Source organism: Huijunlia imazamoxiresistens (assembly GCF_037132455.1).
Taxonomy (GTDB): Bacteria; Bacteroidota; Bacteroidia; order Chitinophagales; family Chitinophagaceae; genus Flavisolibacter; species Flavisolibacter imazamoxiresistens.
Genome location: NZ_JBBBEI010000013.1, coordinates 80,613 through 99,679, shown reverse-complemented (window position 1 = coordinate 99,679; position 19,067 = coordinate 80,613). Strand labels below are relative to the sequence as shown.

Sequence of the window (19,067 nt, the reverse complement as noted above, 5' to 3'; positions counted from 1 at the left end):
AAAGCGTCCCTCACCAAACCTCATATTCACCATGGAAAATGTTAGACGTATCTACTGGCCTGCCATCAACCTGATAGGCCCCGGCGCCATCGGAGAAATTGGCGTGGAAATAAAAAAACTCGGATTAAAGAAAATCTTCCTGGTCACCGACCGGGTGCTGCGTGCCGTTGGCGTCGTGCAGAAAGTGACCGATGTGCTGGAGGCCGCCGGTCTGCCTTATGTTGTTTTCGACGACGTAAAGCCCAACCCCACCTGCAAAAACGTACACGACGGGCTGGAAGTGTTCCGGGACAGCAACTGCGACGGCATCCTGTCCGTAGGCGGCGGCTCGCCCCAGGATGCGGCCAAGGCCATCGGGCTGCTGCACACCAACGGCGGCGATATCGTGGCTTATGAAGGCATCGGCAAATCGGTGCATAAATCCGTGCCTATCGTGGCGGTGAACACCACTGCCGGCACCGCTTCGGAAGTGACCATCAACTACGTGATCACCGACGAAGTGCGCAAGATCAAAATGGTGATGGTAGACCCCAACTCCCTGGCATCCGTAGCCGTAAACGATCCCGAGCTGATGGTGCAGAAGCCGGCCGGCCTGACCGCCGCCACCGGAATGGACGCCCTGACGCATGCCCTGGAAGCCTACATCACCAAGGGCGCCTTCCGCCTGTCCGACACCCTGGCGCTGGAAGCCATCCGGCTGGTAGGCGAGTCGCTGGAAGCCGCCGTAGCCGACGGCACCGACCTGGAAGCCCGCTCCGGCATGGCCTGGGCCTCCTATATCGCCGGACTGTCGTTTTCCAACTGCGGGCTGGGGATCGTGCACTCGATGGCCCACCAGCTGGGTTCGGAATACGACCTGCCGCACGGCGTGGCCAACGCCATCCTGCTGCCCTACGTGCAGGAGTTCAACGCCGTTGCCTGCCCGGAAAAGTTCCGCAACATCGCCAAAGCCCTGGGTAAAGATGTAGCCGGCCTGCCGGAGGAAGAAGCGGCCACCGCGGCGATTGAAGTCCTGAAGGGACTGGCAGAAAAATTGCACATCCCGAAACTGAGCGCCACCACCTTCGACCCTGCCGATATCGACAAGCTGGCGGCCCAGGCCATGGCCGATGTGTGTACCGGTGGCAACCCGCGGACGGTAACCGTCGACGACATCAAAGCCATCTACCGCGCCGCCTATAAAGATGTTTCCGTTTTTGAAGAAATGGAAGCGGTGCTCTAAGCAATACCGCGAAAGAAAGTGTTTGTGTTGTAATTATTGTTCGTCTTGTTTTACAGGAAAAGTCCCGGCGCTTATGCCCGGGACTTTGCCTTTTATTGTTTAAGGATGTACCCTCCTCAAATCGAGTATGCCTTCTTCTGTTCGTCGCTCAAAAACAGGTGGAAGGTGTCGCCGCGGAGGCCGACGCGCATGGCTTCAAGGGAGATGACCTCCTTAGGGGCGATGTTGCCCAGGTTGGCATTGCAGCCCAGGAGCTTGATGAAATACAGCTGCTGGTCTTTCAGCGGCGCTTCCCAAATAATTTTTTCGGCGGGGATCTTTGTCAGGATCTCCTCCACCAGCCCTTCGCGCACCTCGCCGCTGTTGCGGTACAGGCCTACGTTGCCCGACTCCCGCGCTTCGGCGATCACATGCGAGGCGCCGGCTTCCAGCTCGTCCCTCATGAGTTTGATCCACTGGTAAGGAGGGGTTACCCGAACCCGGTCCTTGTCTTTGGAGCCCACCTCGCTCAGCACCGTGCCGTACTTCGCCAGCTTTTCGATGTAGCCGCATTTTTCGGTATGCGGGATATCGATGGAGCCGTCCGACACCTCGATGGTGGTGATGCCGTAATGCCGCAGCAGCGCCAGGAAGTCCTCGTACTGGTTGCGGATCATGAAGGCTTCGAACAGCATGCCCCCGAAATAAACGGGAACATTATATTGCCGGTAAATTTTAATCTTTTCGTCCAGCAGGGGGGTGACGAAGGAGGTACCAAAGGAAAGCTTTACCAAATCCACATGCGGCGCCGCGATGGACATGAAGTTGGCGGCCTCCTTCGGGCTCATTCCTTTGTCGGCCACCATGGTCAGGCCGGAAGTGCGGGGCTGGGCGGTACGCTGGGGTATGTTGATCAGATTAAAGTTCATGCAACTGCTTTTTTCTTTGATAATAAATGCCATTCGGGCCAGCATCGGTGCCCGCAACCGCAGGCCAAAGGCTTTTGCAAAGGATATGGAGCCGCAAATGTAGCGGATAAAGATGCCCTGTCGGCGCGGCTTTGTTTAAGAAATGCAAAAATACTTTCCTTCCCCTCCTTATCTTTCGCGAAACAATTTATCGTCACATGAACCAACTGATTCGCTGCGCATGCGGACTGCTGTTACTCGGTACGGCCTCCTGCTCCGTTACCGGCAAGGCATCGAAAAAGGACGACCACAAGATTGAAGTAGTGTTTGTACAGGTAAACGACGTGTATGAGATTGCACCGCTGGCAGGCGGCAAAGAAGGCGGCATGGCCCGGGTGGCCTCGCTGAAGAAGGAATACCTGAAAAAAAATCCCAACACCTTCCTGGTGATGGCGGGCGACTTCCTAAGCCCTTCCATTTACAACAGCCTGAAGTTCGGGGACCAGCGCATCCGCGGCCGCCAGATGGTGGAAGCCATGAATGCCGTCGGCACCGACCTGGTCGTCTTCGGCAACCACGAGTTCGACATTGCCGAGAACGAGCTGCAGGACCGCATCAACGAATCGCGCTTTCAGTGGATCTCTTCGAACACCTTCCACCTCCAAAACGGGCAGGCCACCCCCTTCGCCCGCCTCCTCCCCGCCAACCTCCAGCTGCAGTTCCCCCAGGTCTTTGTCCTGAATGTTAAGGATGCCGACGGCACCAGGGCCCGCATCGGCTTTATCGGCCTGACGCTGCCTTTCAACAAGGCGCCCTACGTGTCGTATACCGACCCGCTGCAAACGGCCAAAGAACTGTACAACCGCCTGAAGGATTCAGTGGACGCGGTGGTGGCCATCACCCACCAGGCCGTGGAGGAAGACCGCCGGCTGGCCCGGGAAGTACCGGGGCTGGCCGCCATCCTGGGCGGCCACGAGCACGACATGCGCTTTGAAAAGGAAGGTGGCATATTTATTACCAAGGCCCACGCCAATGCCAAGTCGGCCTACGTGCTGCGGCTGCAGCTCCACACGAAGAAAGGCAAGGTGGAGGTGGAACCCGACCTGAGGTACCTGGACGAGAAAGTGCCCCTCGACAGCGCCACTACCGTGGTGGTAAACAAGTGGATGGATATCGCCGCCCAAAATTTCGGCTCGCTGGGCTTTGATGCCCGCAAGGTGGTGCTCGCCGGCGGCAACGCCCTCGACGGCCGCGAAACCTCCGTACGCGGCGGCAGCACCGACCTCACCCGCCTGGTGGTGGCCGCCCTGGCCGACGCCGCCCCGCAGGCCGACGTGGTGCTGATGAATGCCGGCTCCATCCGGGTGGACGACTACCTGCACCCGCCCATCACCCAGTACGACATCCTGCGGACCATGCCCTTTGGCGGCGGCCTGCGCCTGGTAGACATGAAGGGCGCACTGCTGTTGCAGACACTGCAGCAGGGCCGGAAAAACAAGGATACCGGGGGCTTCCTGCACTTCAACGACGCCCTGACCGTTGACGCCGCCGGCACCTGGAAGCTGAAGGGCGCCCCCCTGGAAGCGGAAAGCACCTACCGGGTAGCCCTGACCGACTTCCTGCTCACCGGCATGGAAGCCAACATGGACTTCCTTACCCCCGCCAACCCCGCTATTGTTAAGGTGTACGATCCCCTTGCCCCCGCCCCCAACGCCCAGTCCGACATCCGGTTGGCGGTGGTGAAGTATTTGGAGAAAAAGCCGCAATAAAGTTTACGAGTTTACTCCCTTTTGCCCTCAAGCATCGGGACAAAAGAAAAGTTGTCAAAAAACTCTTCCTGCGTGTGGCTGTTTTCGATTTTGCGGACCCGCATCATTTGCTGCACGGGGCCGGAGCCCAGCGGCAGCACCATCAGGCCGCCGCGGCGCAGCTGCTCTACCAGCAGGGGCGGCACTTCCGGCGCGGCCGCGGTGAGCAGGATCTTGTCGAAAGGCGCAAACTGGGGCAGGCCTTCGTAGCCGTCGCCGTAGAAAAAATGGATGTTACTGAAGCTTTTCAGGTAGTCGAACTCGCGGTTGGTATCGAACAGCTTTTTCTGCCGTTCGATGGTGTACACTTCGGCGCCGATGGCTGCCAGCACGGCCGCCTGGTAGGCGCTGCCGGTGCCGATCTCCAGCACCCGTTCGCCCGGTTTTACTTCCAGCAGCTGCGTCTGGTACGCCACGGTATAAGGCTGGGAAATGGTCTGACCTTCGGCTATGGGAAACGCATGATCTTCGTAGGCTTTATCTTCCAGGGAAACGTCCATGAATAAGTGGCGGGGGATAGAATAGATGGCCTCCAATACCCGCTCGTCCGTAATTCCTTTCCGGGCAATTTCATTCACCAGTTTCCTGCGCAGCCGTTCGTGATGAGGTGTATCTGCCGATGAGCGCATCATAAAAATGATTTTGGTGCGGAGCGGGCCGGCGCCGGCTTTCCCCAGGGTCTTTTATAAGAACAGACTACAAAAGTCAAGGAAACTTCTGTAGTCTGTGAAGGAAGGAGTATCTTTTGTCAACTCCATTCGCCAGTCGGCACGATCTCCATAGGAATAACTTTTACAGAAATATCGTGTACAGTCGGTTCCGGTTTTCACCCTGTTGCTTTCTTTTCCTTCCGGAAATAACGTGCCGGAAGCCACTACGGCCAAGCTATCTAATCCATTTTTTCCACAAATAAATAAGGGTATCCCCGCAGAAGGGCCGCTACAGGCGGCCTCAGTGGTGGGGAAAAAGGGCACCACAGCCTTCCCTCCCCCGGTCTGCGGCAAAATATAAGAAGGAAAAAAAATACAGGAAAAAAGGAAGGGAAAACTGCAAAAACAGGGGCTTTTGTTCCGGGGTGCAAAAAAAAGCCAGGGCCCCGGGCCCTGGCTTTTCTCCCGGGTGGGGATCGCCCACCGGCGGCCACCAGCTGTTACAAAGGCATAATTTTTATGGAGGAACAATACGATTATCTCCAATCACCCTTAAAATTTCATCCATATGGCAGACAACAATCGAAACAGGGGTTCCTTCTACGCCTCAGATGAAAACTGGGACCGCGACGAATCCAACTACCGCAGGGAAAGCCAATACGAAGAACGGCGCAACATAAACTATGACCGGGATGAGGATTACGGTAACCGGCAAGGCGACCAGGGCTATGGCGGCAAATGGGGCCGCAGCGGCCACTCCGGCGGGCAGCAGGGCCACTGGCAACAGGACTACAACTACGGCCGCGGCCAGGGACAGGCAGGCGATGAATACCGCACCGGCTATGGCGCTTCCGCCCAGGGCGAAGGCCGATGGCAGGGCAACGAAAGACGCAACCCCGATTACCGGGGCGGCTACGGCGGACAAGGCTCCTACGGCCGGCGTCATGAAGACTATTCCCTGGGCGAACAGGGCGACTATGGCTCCGGCTATGGCGCTTCGGGCAGCTATGGCAGCGCCTACGGCACTTCCAATTACCGTTACGGCACCGGCCGCGGACGGCAGGACCAGGATTATGGCCGCACCAGCGGTGGACAGGGCTATGGTGAACGGGGCCGCGACTGGCGCTCTTCCGGCCAGTACGAAGGCGAACGCCGCCGCGGCGACCACGACCGTGACCGCGACTGGTGGGATAAAACCCGCGACGAGGTTTCCTCCTGGTTTGGCGACGAGGATGCCGAACGCAGGCGCGACGCCGACCACATTCGTGAAGGCGCACACAAAGGCAAAGGCCCCCGCAACTACAAGCGCTCCGACGACCGCATCCGGGAAGATGTATGCGACCGCCTCAGCGACGATGCCTACGTGGACGCTTCCGACATCGATGTGCGGGTCAGCGGTAACGAGGTGATCCTGACGGGCACCGTGGAAAGCCGCGAGGACAAGCGCCGTGCGGAAGAGCTGGCCGAACGGATCTCGGGCGTTTCCAATGTACAGAACCAGCTGCGCGTTGGCCATGTGCAAACCACCGTCGGCTCCTCGGAAATCAGAACCGATGACAGCTCCGCCGGACGTACCGGTAAAAGAGAATAAGCAATAACGTGTGCATAAGAAAAAAGCCGGCAGTTCCTTTGGACTGCCGGCTTTTTTTTATGTCGTTATCCACATTTTATATGCTTCATTCCCTGAGCTTCTTCTCTAAAAACACCGCATCCGCAAAAGGATTGTAGCGGTAGGGAGGTATTTCTTCAAAACCAGCCCGGCGGTACAGCCGCAATGCGCCCTCCATATGGGGCAGGGTGTCCAGCACCAGCCGCCGGTAGCCCCCTTCGATGGCCGAGGCGATACAGCGCTCCAGCAGCCGCTGCCCTACTTGGCGCCCCTGGTATTCGGGCAGAACGAACATCCGTTTCAGCTCGGCCGTCGCCTCGTCAAAGGCCCGGATGCCGGCACAGCCGATGGCCTGCTCGCCGCTGAAGGCCAGGTGCAGGGCCCCGGCCGGCGGACCGTATTGCTCCGCCAGCGCATCGAGCTCGCCGGCAAAGCCCTGGAACGACAGGTCGAAGCCCAGCGACTGGGCATAAAGCTCGAACAGTTTGCGCCCCTGCGCAAATTCGGAGGGCGTGGCGGCGGCCCGGTAGGTGATGGTACGCTGGTTCATACCGGCCAAAATAAAGGAGTTTCCCGGTACTCAGCCGGCGATCTTTTTCAGGGGCTGCGGTGCGGCCGGGTTGGAGATATCGTACAGCAGGATGCCGTCCTGCACAAAACAGATCAGCAGTCCGTGGTAGGGGATCACGTCCATGTAGTTGCCGTCGGTTTTGGAGCCGATCAGCACCGGGGCGAAGGGCGCTTTTACGTTGAACAGCTTCAGCCCTTCCGTGCCGCAGCAAACGTACAGCACCGTATCCTGCAGGCCCAGGCCCACGGGATCGGGCAGGGGGAGCGTTTTTTTCAGCACCGGCCGGTCTATGTTCTTGATGTCGTGCACGTAAAGGCCGCTTTCTGCGGGCCCGCAGCGGGCAGAGCCCTTGAGGGTAACAAAGGCCACCGAGTCGTTGGCCACCACCGGGTCGCAGCTGCGGGCATGCCGGGCCTCGCCCAGGTAGCGGGGCTTGGAAAGGGTATCGAGTGAATAGATGAGCAGGCCTGTTTGCGTACCCAGGAAAAGGTAGTTGTTAAAGGCGTAGATCGTTTCGACGCCCCAGGCCAAAGGGGTGGAAGACACCTTTTGCGGCCGGGCCCCATCCTGCAGGTTATAGGCCTGCAGGCTCTGGTCGTCCACGGCATAGAGGTAATCGCCCCGGATGGTAAAACGGGCCAGCGAGCCGCCGGCGCCGGCTGTAGGTCCCCCGGCGGTATCGTTGCTGCCGGTATCCTTGCCGCAGGAATAAAGTAGTCCCCAGGCGCAGAGCAGCAGGAGGACGGTCGCCACAATGGTTCCTTTCATATAAACGGTTTAATAGAACGCGTTAGTTTTTGTAGCAGCTGGCGTATACCGAATCCTTCACCCAGCCCACCACGATGCTGTCGTAGCGGGGACAGGCAAAATAGCCCCGTTCTTCGGGCTGCACCAGCGGGTAGTTGTACCGGAACGAAGGAAAAGCATTGGCCACGCGGCTCACTTCTTTCAGGCGGGCCGGGTCGGACAAGTCGAGCGTCACCAGGTCGGACAGGCTGTTGGTGTAGAGGTGGTTGCCGCGAATGGCCACCTGGGCGCAGCCGTATACCCGGATAAAGCCCACCCGGTCGGCCTGGGCCGGCACGCGGTTGTCGATCACGTGAATACCCCGCCCCACGTCAACCTGGAAAATGTAGGGGCCGATGGCGTAGATGTTGCCGGCCTGCACGATAGGCTGCTTGCCGGCGATGTAGGAAATCTCCCGGGCCTTGTTTTCGGCGGCATAAACCGGCCGGTTGCCCCACACCTTTCGCTCGGGAGGTTCCACGGGGTGGTAGCGCCAGCAGGTGCCCATGGTCAGGAGCCCGCAATAAAGAAGGAAGAGTTTCATATGAGCAGCCGCTTTAGGGGTTAGAGGTTAAGGGAGACCGGGAAGACCGTGTATTCAGAAAGATAAGCTAAATCGGGGCAAAAAACGAATGGGCCCGCCGACTGCCCCGAAGGCATTGTGGGTGCAGGCGGATCCGTTCTTAAGCAAGAGCTACCGGGCTCCCGGAAATTTTTTTTAAAAAAAACTTCCCCGGATGCTTCCCTTTTTTCCCAAAAGGGCGATAAGGTTAGTAAAGAGCGGTTCTTTCCACGAAGCCAGACGAAACGAAAACCAGACAGCCCCGGTTATTCCCCCCAAAGCCCGGCACCTTCTTCACCCACAAAACCATTGTTTATGTCCTACTATTTAATCAACGAAGAAGACCAGTTAACCATCTGCTTTGTAAAGGATGAAGACTGCGACCACTTCCGCCGGCAATGCCAGGAAAAGATATTGTTGCACGCCTGCAACCTGATGGCCCTGGTAAACATGATCCATGAAGAGCCCGCCTCCATCTTCACCCTAAGCCTGAATTAAGTTCAGCATCCGGCCCTTCCTTAATAACTGCTAAAGAATGTGCATCATGAAACAGATTTCTTTTTTCCCCCTCATCGTTTTCTTCATCGCAACCCTGCTGTTCTTTGCCTGCAACAAGAATTCAAGAAAGGAACCTACCCCGCCGGCTTCCGCCGCCACCAGCAGCCACCCCTTCAGCAACCCGCAGGCCTTCCCGGCGGCAACCGCTTTCGCCGCCTGAAAACCGATGAGCCACTCCTACCCCTCCTGCCCTCCGCCCGCTGATTCCCCGCTACCCTTTCGTTAACCCTTTCCCATCCGGCAGCCTTATCCTAACGCTGACACCCGCACCGTCTACGGAAAGCACCTCTCATTATTTCCATCTACCCACCACCCATACCGTGCTGTATCCCAACCATTGCCCTAGGGGCAGGTTCAGGCAGGAAGGTCTTCTACACACCTTTTTGCATGGCCTGCCCCAAGATCGCGTCCCCACCATTGTTTTACCGTAATACCATCAACCATGAACCGAAAACAACCCTCCCTGCAGCTCCTGCTGCCGGCCCTCCTGTTCCTGCTTCCCTTCTTTTCTCCCGCCCAGCCGGCCCGCGAATGGGTAAAAAGGTACAACCCCATCGGCACTTTATCCCGCGACCAGGCCCATGCCCTGGCGGTGGACGCCTCGGCCAATGTATACGTGGCCGGGCTAATCGGGAACGGCGAAAGCAACTCGGACTTCGCCCTCGTTAAACGCGACAAATCGGGCAACCACCTCTGGACCCGCCTGTACAACGGGCCGAACAATTTCTTCGATGCGGCCAAGGCCGTGGCCGTAGACGCCGCGGGCAACGTGTATGTCACCGGCGAAAGCACCGGCAACCCGACGATCTTCGACTATGCCACGGTCAAGTACTCCGCCTCCGGGGTGTTGCTGTGGACCGCCCGCTACAGCGGCCCGGGCACCGGGCAGCACCGGGCCACCGCCCTGGCCGTGGATGCGGCGGGCAATGTGTACGTAACCGGTCAGAGCAGGGGCACCGCCTCGGAAGACTATGCCACCGTAAAATACAATGCCGCCGGGGTGCAGCAGTGGGCCGCCCGCTACAATGGCCCCGCCAACAGCTCGGATTTCGCCAGGGCCCTGGCCGTGGACGGCTCCGGCAACGTATACGTGACCGGCCATAGTTTTAGTACCGCCGGCCGTTTCGACTACCTGACCGTGAAATACAATGCGGCGGGGGCCCAACAGTGGGAAGCCCGCTACGACGGGCCGGGCCATGATTTAGACGAGGCCCATGCCCTGGCCGTGGACGGCTCGGGCAACGTATACGTGGCCGGGCAAAGCGCCGGCAGCAGTTCCTTCCCCGATTATGCCACCGTCAAGTACTCCGCCGCGGGTGTGCAGCAGTGGGCCGCCCGGTACGACGGCCCGGTGGCGGGCAGCTTCGACGCGGCCAACGCCCTCGTCCTGGAGGCTGCGGGGAATGTATACGTGACCGGGCAAAGCGACGGCGGCGGCAGCTTCTCCGACTACGTCACCCTGAAATACAACAACAGCGGCGTGCAGCAATGGCTGGCCCGCTACAACGGCACGGGCAACGCCAGCGATTTCGCCAATGCCCTGGCGGTGGATGCCTCCGGCAATGTATACGTTACCGGCGAAAGCAGGGGCACCACCTCCGCCAATGATTTCGCTACCGTGAAGTACAATGCTTCCGGGGTGCAGCAATGGGCGGCCCGGCTGGACGGCACCGCCCACCGCACCGATGGCGGCTATGCCCTGCGCCTCGACGCTTCCGGCAATGTGTATGTAGCCGGGCGCAGCGAGGGCACGGGAACGGACATGGACATGCTGGCCGCCAAATACAGCAACAGCGGATCGCAGCAGTGGATCAAGCGGGAAGCCGGCACCAACGTGGGCACCGACCATGCCCGGGCCGTGGCGGCGGACGGAGCGGGCGGAGCGGCCCTCACCGGCTGGAGCTCCTTCCGCCGGGATGAGGATAGCGATCCCATACCCGAATTCCTCACCGTGAAATACAATGCCGACGGCAGCCGCAAATGGGAAAAAAGGTACAACGACCAGGGCAACGCTTCCGGTGAGGCCGCCGCCCTGGCCGTCGACCCCTCGGGCAATGTACTGGTCACCGGGTTCGGCTTTGTCGTCCCCTCCAACCGTCGCGATTATGTCACCATCAAGTACAGCACCGACGGCAGCCAGAAATGGGTCAAAACCTACAACGGTCCCGGCAGCGTGGACGACCGGCCGGCCGCCCTGGCCACCGACAAGGACGGCAATGTATATGTGACCGGGGAAAGCTTCGGCAGCGGAGATTACGATTTTGCCACCATCAAATACGATAAGGACGGCAACCGCAAGTGGGTGGTGCGCTACAACGGCCCCGCCAGCTCCTCCGATATGGCCAGGGCCCTGGCCGTAGACGGCGCGGGCAACGTGTACGTGACCGGGCGCAGCCGGTCCGCCAGCCTTACCGAAGATTTCGCTACCGTCAAATACGACAAAAACGGGGTGCAGCTATGGGCGGCCCGCTACCCAAACCCGGCAGCCGGGTTCGGGGAAGCCAAAGCCATTGCCGTGGACGCCTCGGGGAATGTGTACGTGTCCGGCACCGCCCAGACCAACTATATCACCCTGAAGTACAATGCCGCCGGGCTGCAGCAGTGGGCTGCCGTCTACAACGGCCCGGCCAACAACCACGACTTCGTGGCGGCGCTGGCCCTGGACGGCTGGGGCAACGTGCTGGTGGCCGGCTACAGCCACAACGGCAGCAATTACGACTATGCCACCGTCCGCTACGACAACAGCGGCGTGCAGCAATGGGCAGCCCGCTACAACGGCCCCGATAACGGGGATGATTTCGCCACCTCGCTGGCCGTGAATGCCGCCGGCCATGCGGTGGTGACCGGGAGAAGCCACGCCGGCGCCGGCGCTACCGACTTTGCCACCGTGGCCTACGACGCCCAGGGCGCCGAACTGGGTGCGGACCGCTTTAACGGCACCGCCAATTCCAGCGACGACGCGGAAGCCGTAGCCGTGGATAAGGACGGAAAGGTCTTCGTTGCCGGCGGCAGCTTTGGCACCGGCTCGGGCGAGGACTACCTGATCATCAAGTACAGCCCCGCCGTTGCCGCCACCACCTCTACGCCGGCAACGGCCGCCAACGAGCGGATGACCGTCCTGCCCGGCAGCCTCCGGATCGCCCATGCCCCCAACCCCGTAGCCAGCACCGCCCGCATCCGCTACGAGTTGCCCTTCGACGGGCAGGTGTCCCTGAAGCTGTATGACCTGCAGGGACGGGAAACGGCCACGATCGTTGAGGCCGCCGCCACAGCAGGCGTGCACCACCTCCTCTTTGACGCTTCCCGGCTGCCCAAAGGCATCTATCACTACCGCCTGACCCTGAAAAGCGGCAACAAGGCGTGGACCCGCATCCAGAAAATGTCCGTAGTCCGCTAAGCCGAACCCTCCCCGCTGCGGGGAACCCTTTCACAAGCCTCCCTTCCACCGGGACGGACCACCTTTTATTGTTCACGAAAAAAATTGCAACATCATGAGAACCGTCTTCCTTTCCATGAAGCACCTGCTCCTGGCAGTGTTCTTCCTGCTTTCCTCTTCCGGCTTTGCCCAGGTTGCCCAGAAATGGGTGGCCCGCTATACGGGCGCGTTCAGCAACCTGAACGACCAGGGGACCGACGTCACTTCCGACGCCAATGGCAATGTGTACGTGACCGGCGCCAGCGAGTTCACCGGTCACTATGAAGACATTGTCACCATCAAGTACGACAAGAACGGGCTGGTGCTGTGGGAAGCCCGCTTCAACGGGGCGGCCAGCGGCAGCGATAAGCCCCAGGCCATTGCCGTGGATGCCGCCGGCAACGTGTACGTTGCCGGTCACAGCACGAGCGCGGCGGGCTTTATTGACTACGTCACGCTCAAGTACAACGCCGCCGGCGCGCTGCAATGGGAAAAACGATACGCCGGCCCGGGCGGCGAGTTTGACGGGGCCACCGACCTGGCCGTTGATGCCTCGGGCAACGTGTACGTTACCGGCCAGAGCTGGAGCACCAATTACGATTATGCCACCATCAAGTACAGCCCCACCGGTACCGAGCTTTGGGTAAAACGGTACAACGGCCCGGCCGGCGGCGACGATTCACCCACCGACCTGGCCCTTGACGGGTCGGGCAACGTGTACATCACCGGCAGCAGCGCGGGCGCCGGCACCGCCTTGGACATGACCACCCTCAAATACAATTCCGCAGGCACCCTGCTGTGGGAAGCCCGCCACGACGGCCCCCTCCATGACCGCGACGGCGCCCATGCGCTGACCCTCGACGGATCGGGCAACGTGTATGTCACGGGCTTTGTTTCCACCATCAAGGACCTGAACGAAGAAGGCAATGCCACCGACTATGCCACCGTCAAGTACAATGCGGCGGGCGTCAAGCAGTGGGCGTCCACCTATAACGGCGCCGACAGCGACCAGGCCCTGGCCATTGCCGTGGACGGCTCGGGCAATGTGTACATCACCGGCTTCAGCGGCACGTTGGAGGAAGACCCTAATAACGCCTACGCCACCGTCAAGTACACTGCCGGCGGCAGCCAGCAGTGGGCGGCCCGCATCGGCGTGGCCAGCGGCAACGCCCAGGGCCGTGCCACCGACCTGGCCGTGGACGGCTCGGGCAACGTGTATGTCACCGGCGGCGCGCCGGGCACCAGCGCACTGGATTATGTCACCGCCAAGTACAGCACCGGCGGCGTACAGCAGTGGCTCACCCGCTACAACGGACCCGGCAACAGCGACGACCTGGCCCAGGCCCTGCACCTGGACGCTAACGGGAACGTATACCTGACCGGGCAGAGCTGGGGCGGCGGCACCAGTTTCGACTTTGCCACCTTTAAGCTCAATAATGCCGGGCAACAGCAATGGATCCAGCGCTACGGCGGTCCGGGGTCAGGCGCCGATTTTGCCCGGGACATCGCCACGGATGCGTCCGGCAATGTATATGTAACCGGGAGCAGCCCGGGCAACACTTCCGGCCGGGACTTCGTGACCCTGAAATACCATACGAATGGGAACCTGTTATGGGAAAAAAGGTTTAACGGCACCGGCAATGGCGACGATGGCGCCGAGGCCGTGTTCGTAGACGGTGCGGGCAATGTGTATGTTACCGGCGGCAGCACCGGCGCGGGCAGCGGAGTCGACTTCATCACCATCAAATACGATAAGGCCGGCGCCGAAAAATGGGTCAAGCGCTACACCAGCACGGGCAGCTTCCCCGATGGCGGCAAGGACATCGCCGTGGATAAGGACGGCAACGTGTACGTAACGGGAACGGGCCAGGGTGCCTCCGCCAACGGCGACTTTACCACCATTAAGTACGACCTGGGCGGCAACCGCAAATGGGTGAAAACCTACAACGGGCCGGGGAATAACGAAGACCGTGCGGTAAAGCTGGCCCTGGACGGCAGCGGCAATATTTATATATCCGGGCAAAGCAATGGCGGCGGCTATAATGAAGATTACGCCACCCTGAAATACGATAAAGAGGGGAACCAGAAGTGGGTAAAGCGCTACGACGGTCCGGGAAGCTCTTTGGATAATGTGTACGACCTGGCGGTGGACGGCTCCGGCAACGTGTACGTGACCGGGCAAAGTTTTGAAAGCGGGTCCGGCTCGGCCTATGCCACCGTCAAATACAACACCTCCGGCGCGCAGCAGTGGGTAAAACGCTACCACCCCGGCACCGGCAGCGACGTAGCCACCGCCCTGGCGGTAGACGCTTCGGGCAATATTTACGTGACCGGCAACAGCAACATCGACGACTCGGACCATGGCGATGATTTCGCCACCATCAAATACAACCCGGGCGGCACCGAGTTGTGGGTGAAACGCTATGACGGCCCGGATCATTCCACCGACCAGCCCGCTGACCTGGCCCTGGATGCCGGCGGCAACGTGTACGTAACGGGTATGAGCTATAATACCCATGACGGCCTCAACGAAGGCGCCTATGCCACGGTCAAATACAGCACCGCCGGCGTGCAGCAATGGGCCCGGCGGTATGACGGTCCCGTAAGCGACGGCCACGACGCGGCCACCGCCATAGCCGTGGACGGCTCGGGCAACGCCTATGTAACGGGCAACAGCGAGGGCGGCACTACCGGCACCGACTGGGCCACCATCAAATACGCCCCTGCCGGGTCGGCCACTACCTATGCGCCCGCCGCCGCCCCGTCTTCTGCAGATATACCCCAGGTGGCGGCCCGCTTCCGCCTGTCGCATGCGCCCAACCCGGTGGCCACGACCGCCCGCATCCAGTACGAGCTGCCCTCCGGCGGACGGGTAACCATTAAGGTGTACGACCTGCAGGGCCGTGAAACGGCAACCATAATCACTGCCGCCGCGCAGGCAGGGACCTATAACACCCTCTTTGACGCCTCCCGCCTGCCTACCGGCCTTTACCACTACCGCCTCACGCTGCAAACCGGCAGCCAGGTGCTGACCCAGACCGGCAGGATGAGCATTTTGCGCTAATCAGCAACAGAACCTGGAAGGAGATCCTTCCGGGTTCTTCCCCCGTATCCTCAACATGAAAACGGAACCACCACTTTTTTCACCCCAAATGATGACCATGAAAAGCAACCAATTCTTCAGGAAGCCCTGGCTTCTTGCTGCGCTCCTTTTGCTGCCCGCCCTTTGTTTTGCCCAGTTGAACCGCAGTTGGGTAAAAAGGTATAACGCCACCGGTCCTTTTTCGCAGGATGCCGCCCATGCGGCAAAGGCCGACGCTGCCGGCAACGTGTATGTCACCGGCAGCATCGAAAACAGTGCAAGCGGCCGGGACATAGCCACCATCAAACGCGACAAAGACGGGAACCAGTTATGGCTGAAAAAGTTCAATGGCCCGGCCAATGAAGACGATGCGGCCAATGCCCTGGCCCTGGATGCCTCCGGCAATGTCTACGTTACCGGGCACAGCACGGGAACCGGCCACAGTTACGACGTTACCACCATCAAATACGACAAGAACGGCGTGCAGCAGTGGGTGGCCACTTATAATGGCCCCGACGATAACCGGGATATCGGTTATGCCATCGCCGTGGACGCAGCGGCCAATGTGTATGTTACCGGTAAAAGCGACAGCGACGCAACCTTTTCCGACTACACCACCCTCAAATACGACAAAAACGGCGTGCAGCAGTGGGTAGCCCGGTACGCCGGCCCCAATGATGAGGATTATGCCTATGCCATCGGCGTGGACACTTACGGCAGCGTTTACATAACCGGGGAAAGCGAGGGCATTGGAAGTGGCATGGACTACGCCACCATCAAATACGACCGGAACGGTGTGCAGCAGTGGCTGCAACGGTACAACGGACCCGGGGACAATAATGACAGGGCTTTTGCGCTGGCACTGGACGCTTCCGGGAATGTATGGGTTACCGGGATCAGCGACCGGGGCGATTTCCACTTCGACTATGCTACCGTCAAGTATAACAGCAGCGGCGTGCAGCAATGGGCAGCCCGCTACAACGGTACGGCAGACGGCAGGGATAAAGCGACCGCCCTGGCCCTCGACAGCTATGGAAATATTTTTGTCACCGGCGAAAGCGAAGGCAGCGGCACTTCTTCCGATTATGCCACCGTCAAATACAACCAGAACGGTGTGCAGCAGTGGGCCGCCCGCTACAACGGTACGGCGAATGGGCAGGATAAAGCCACCGCCCTCTCCCTTGACAGTTATGGAAATATTTTTGTCACCGGCGAAAGCGAGACCAGCGGCGCCGGTTCCGACTATGCCACGATAAAGTATTCGGCGGCAGGGGTGCGCCAGTGGGTGGCCCGCTTTAACGGCACGGGCAACGGCTACGACGCGGCCAAAGGCCTGGCGGTTGATGCTTCCGGCAATGTGCATGTGGCCGGCAACAGCTGGGGCCAGGGAAGCGGCCCGGACTTCCTGTCGGTAAAGTACGGCGGCGATGGCACCCAGAAGTGGGTGAAAAGGGAAAACGGCACCGGCAATGGAAGCGACCGGCCGGCGGCCCTTGCCCTGGACGGCTCGGGCAATGTGCTGATCACCGGTTCCGGAAGCGTTTTAGATGATTATGCGGACGAGCCTTTAGCCGACTATCTTACCGTGAAATACAATGCGGACGGCAACCGGAAATGGGAGAAACGGTACAATGGTCCGGCCGATGGCAACGACCAGGCAACCGCCCTGGCCGCGGACAACGCAGGGAATGTATATGTTACCGGATACAGCCGGGGCAACGGCACCCGAACCGACTATGCCACCATAAAATACAACCCGGAAGGAACGCAGCTGTGGGCGGCCCGCTACAACGGGGTCGGCGATAATACAGACAGCGCTCATGCCATAGCCGTGGATGCCAACGGAAATGTGTATGTCACCGGTGTCAGCTACTTAGCGTTTGCCACCATAAAATATGACAAATACGGCGTGCAGAAGTGGGTGGCCCGGTATACCGGCCCCGGTAATATCAATCATGCGCCTTCCCTGACCGTGGACGCCCTGGGCAATGTGTACATTTCCGGGACAAGCGGCGGCGGCAGCACCTTTTACGATTATGCTACCATAAAGTATAACAATAACGGCGTACAGCAGTGGGCCGCCCGCTACAATGGACCCGCGAACGGCAACGACCGGGTAAAGGCCATAGCCGTAGACGTTTTGGGGAATGTATATGTCACCGGGCAGAGCGAGGGCCTCATCACCGGTTCCGACTATACTACCATCAAATACGATAAGAACGGCCTGCAAAAATGGGTCGCGCGGTTTGATGGTGAAAATAATACCGACGAAGCCAACGCACTGGCGCTGGATGGCGGGGGCAATGTGCTGGTGACCGGAAAGAGCTGGAAAAACGGGCACTTCAACTTTACCACCCTCAAATACGATACGAACGGCCAGCAGCTGTGGGAGGCCCGCAATGACAGCCCGGTAAATGCTTACAGCAATGCCCTGTCCCTGGCAGTGGACGGCGCCGGCAACGTTTATGTTACCGGCGAAAGCTACGGTTCCGGCACCGGATCCATATTGGAATATTTCACGGTCCGGTACACCCCCCTGGGCCAGGAGTCCGGAGCGGATCACTTCAGCGGTACGGACAATAGCTATAACAGGGCCGTAAGCGTTGTCGCGGATAAGAAAGGCAATGTATATGTAACTGGCGAGAGTGTAGGGCGGGGCACCGGCTACGACTACCTGACGATCAGGTATGCGCCTTCCGCTTCCGCTACCACCCGGCGCCCGGAAAGCATGGAACAGCCCATACAGGCATGGGCAGGCAGGCTGCAGGTTGCTCATTATCCCAACCCGGTGGCCACCAACGCCCGCATCCAATACGAGCTGCCTTCCGACGGGCAGGTAACCCTTAAGATGTACGACCTGGCAGGAAAGGAAATGTCCACCCTCGTCAATGCCCCCGCCAAAGCAGGGACGCATATTGCCCACTTCAACGCTTCCCGGCTGCCCGCCGGCATCTACCACTATCGCCTCTCGCTGCAAACCGGCAGCAATATGCTGACCCAAACCGGCAGGATGAGCATTTTGCGCTAATCATCAACAGAACCCGGGAGGTGTTCCTTCCGGGTTCTTCCCCCGTCCCTCCCGCAAGCTGCCACCGGCAGCCTGCTTTTTTTCACCTTCCTAAAAACGAATGACCCATGGAGCATCGAATGTTCTTTACCGTTAAAATAATCCCGGCCCTGGCCGTGCTCTTCCTTTCCTGCAGGAAGCAGGAGGTACCGCAAACAGCTGCCGTCCCCGAAACTCACAACATTCCCGCCCTGCGGCGCTACCTTTCCGGCGCCATCGGCGCGCCCCCGGACAGCGTCGTATACGACCCGCAGGAACGGCAGTTCGTCCTGGAAGGCGACGGCTGCGTCTCCCTGGAAGACGCCCTGCTTCGCTTCCCGGAAGAGGGAGCCGCCAGCGGTGTCAACACCACCGCCCAACAGGAGCACTACTTCCGCGTAGTGCCTGCCAGGGCAAACAACATTAACCTCTATGCCGACGCCACCGTGCCCGCCGCCTGGCTCGCCGCCCTGGACTCCGCCATCGCCTCCTGGAACCGCACCGGCAGCGGCGTATACATGCGGCGTCTGCGCCGCCCGGCCGGCGCCACCACCCGGGTTTCTTCCAACGCTTCCTCCTCTTCCACCATTGCCTCCGCCGACTACCCCGACTACTACGGCAACCCGGGGCGCCGCATCACCATCAACACCCGCTATAACGGCCTTGAAGCAACGAAAAAACGCTTTGCCATGACCCACGAGCTGGGGCACACCATCGGCCTGGCCCATACCAACAGCAACTGGGGATACAACATCAGCGGAACGCCGGCAAAAGACGGCGCTTCCGTCATGAACGCCACCGTCCGGGGCTGGTCGCGGTTCACGGCCTACGACCTGAAGGCCGTACGAACCCTTTATCCCCGGCGCTAACT

The 19,067-nt window shown here is 59.9% G+C and carries 14 protein-coding genes; 9 read left to right on the top strand and 5 right to left on the bottom strand.

Annotated elements, in window-relative coordinates; translation table 11 throughout:
• The first annotated feature begins 31 nt into the window (after positions 1-31).
• Positions 32-1,222: an iron-containing alcohol dehydrogenase gene (locus tag V9K67_RS16325; protein WP_336724181.1), complete on the top strand. Its 1,191-nt coding sequence runs from the start codon at positions 32-34 to the stop codon at positions 1,220-1,222.
• 116 nt (positions 1,223-1,338) lie between these two features.
• Here V9K67_RS16325 and V9K67_RS16320 read toward each other — a convergent pair whose 3' ends face one another.
• Positions 1,339-2,130 (bottom strand): phosphosulfolactate synthase, encoded by a 792-nt coding sequence (locus tag V9K67_RS16320; protein ID WP_336724180.1) that lies wholly within the window; start codon positions 2,128-2,130, stop codon positions 1,339-1,341.
• 197 nt (positions 2,131-2,327) lie between these two features.
• On the opposite strand from V9K67_RS16320, the gene V9K67_RS16315 reads away from it, so the two are divergent.
• A complete protein-coding gene (locus tag V9K67_RS16315; RefSeq protein WP_336724179.1) occupies positions 2,328-3,878 on the top strand; it encodes a bifunctional metallophosphatase/5'-nucleotidase in 1,551 nt (516 codons plus the stop codon).
• Positions 3,879-3,889: 11 nt separating this feature from the next.
• On the opposite strand, the gene V9K67_RS16310 is transcribed toward V9K67_RS16315, so the two are convergent.
• Positions 3,890-4,549 carry a protein-L-isoaspartate(D-aspartate) O-methyltransferase gene (locus tag V9K67_RS16310; protein ID WP_336724178.1) on the bottom strand — a complete coding sequence of 220 codons (660 nt, stop codon included), beginning with the start codon at positions 4,547-4,549 and terminating at the stop codon, positions 3,890-3,892.
• A 586-nt stretch (positions 4,550-5,135) separates the two neighbouring features.
• On the opposite strand from V9K67_RS16310, the gene V9K67_RS16305 reads away from it, so the two are divergent.
• Complete coding sequence (locus V9K67_RS16305) at positions 5,136-6,158, top strand: BON domain-containing protein (RefSeq protein WP_336724176.1); 1,023 nt, start codon at positions 5,136-5,138, stop codon at positions 6,156-6,158.
• An 85-nt stretch (positions 6,159-6,243) separates the two neighbouring features.
• Here V9K67_RS16305 and V9K67_RS16300 read toward each other — a convergent pair whose 3' ends face one another.
• Genes V9K67_RS16300 through V9K67_RS16290 form a run of 3 tightly spaced genes read right to left on the bottom strand, consistent with a single transcriptional unit; the run spans position 6,244 to position 8,077 of the window.
• Complete coding sequence (locus V9K67_RS16300; RefSeq protein WP_336724175.1) at positions 6,244-6,726, bottom strand: GNAT family N-acetyltransferase; 483 nt, start codon at positions 6,724-6,726, stop codon at positions 6,244-6,246.
• A 30-nt stretch (positions 6,727-6,756) separates the two neighbouring features.
• Entirely contained in the window at positions 6,757-7,515 is a 759-nt protein-coding gene (locus tag V9K67_RS16295; protein ID WP_336724173.1) for an LVIVD repeat-containing protein, read from the bottom strand.
• Between the two features lie 22 nt (positions 7,516-7,537).
• Positions 7,538-8,077: an LVIVD repeat-containing protein gene (locus V9K67_RS16290; protein WP_336724171.1), complete on the bottom strand. Its 540-nt coding sequence runs from the start codon at positions 8,075-8,077 to the stop codon at positions 7,538-7,540.
• Positions 8,078-8,410: 333 nt separating this feature from the next.
• Between V9K67_RS16290 and V9K67_RS16285 the strand changes: the two genes are divergently transcribed.
• The 6 genes from V9K67_RS16285 (at position 8,411) to V9K67_RS16260 (ending at position 19,065) form a co-directional block, all read left to right on the top strand.
• Positions 8,411-8,593 carry a hypothetical protein gene (locus V9K67_RS16285; RefSeq protein ID WP_336724170.1) on the top strand — a complete coding sequence of 61 codons (183 nt, stop codon included), beginning with the start codon at positions 8,411-8,413 and terminating at the stop codon, positions 8,591-8,593.
• Between the two features lie 46 nt (positions 8,594-8,639).
• Positions 8,640-8,813, top strand: coding sequence for a hypothetical protein (locus tag V9K67_RS16280; protein ID WP_336724168.1), 174 nt, complete (start codon positions 8,640-8,642; stop codon positions 8,811-8,813).
• Positions 8,814-9,095: 282 nt separating this feature from the next.
• Complete coding sequence (locus tag V9K67_RS16275) at positions 9,096-12,050, top strand: SBBP repeat-containing protein (protein WP_336724166.1); 2,955 nt, start codon at positions 9,096-9,098, stop codon at positions 12,048-12,050.
• Positions 12,051-12,144: 94 nt separating this feature from the next.
• Complete coding sequence (locus V9K67_RS16270) at positions 12,145-15,132, top strand: SBBP repeat-containing protein (RefSeq protein ID WP_336724164.1); 2,988 nt, start codon at positions 12,145-12,147, stop codon at positions 15,130-15,132.
• 97 nt (positions 15,133-15,229) lie between these two features.
• A complete protein-coding gene (locus V9K67_RS16265; RefSeq protein ID WP_336724163.1) occupies positions 15,230-18,178 on the top strand; it encodes an SBBP repeat-containing protein in 2,949 nt (982 codons plus the stop codon).
• Positions 18,179-18,285: 107 nt separating this feature from the next.
• Positions 18,286-19,065: a M57 family metalloprotease gene (locus V9K67_RS16260; protein WP_336724162.1), complete on the top strand. Its 780-nt coding sequence runs from the start codon at positions 18,286-18,288 to the stop codon at positions 19,063-19,065.
• Positions 19,066-19,067 lie beyond the last annotated feature (2 nt).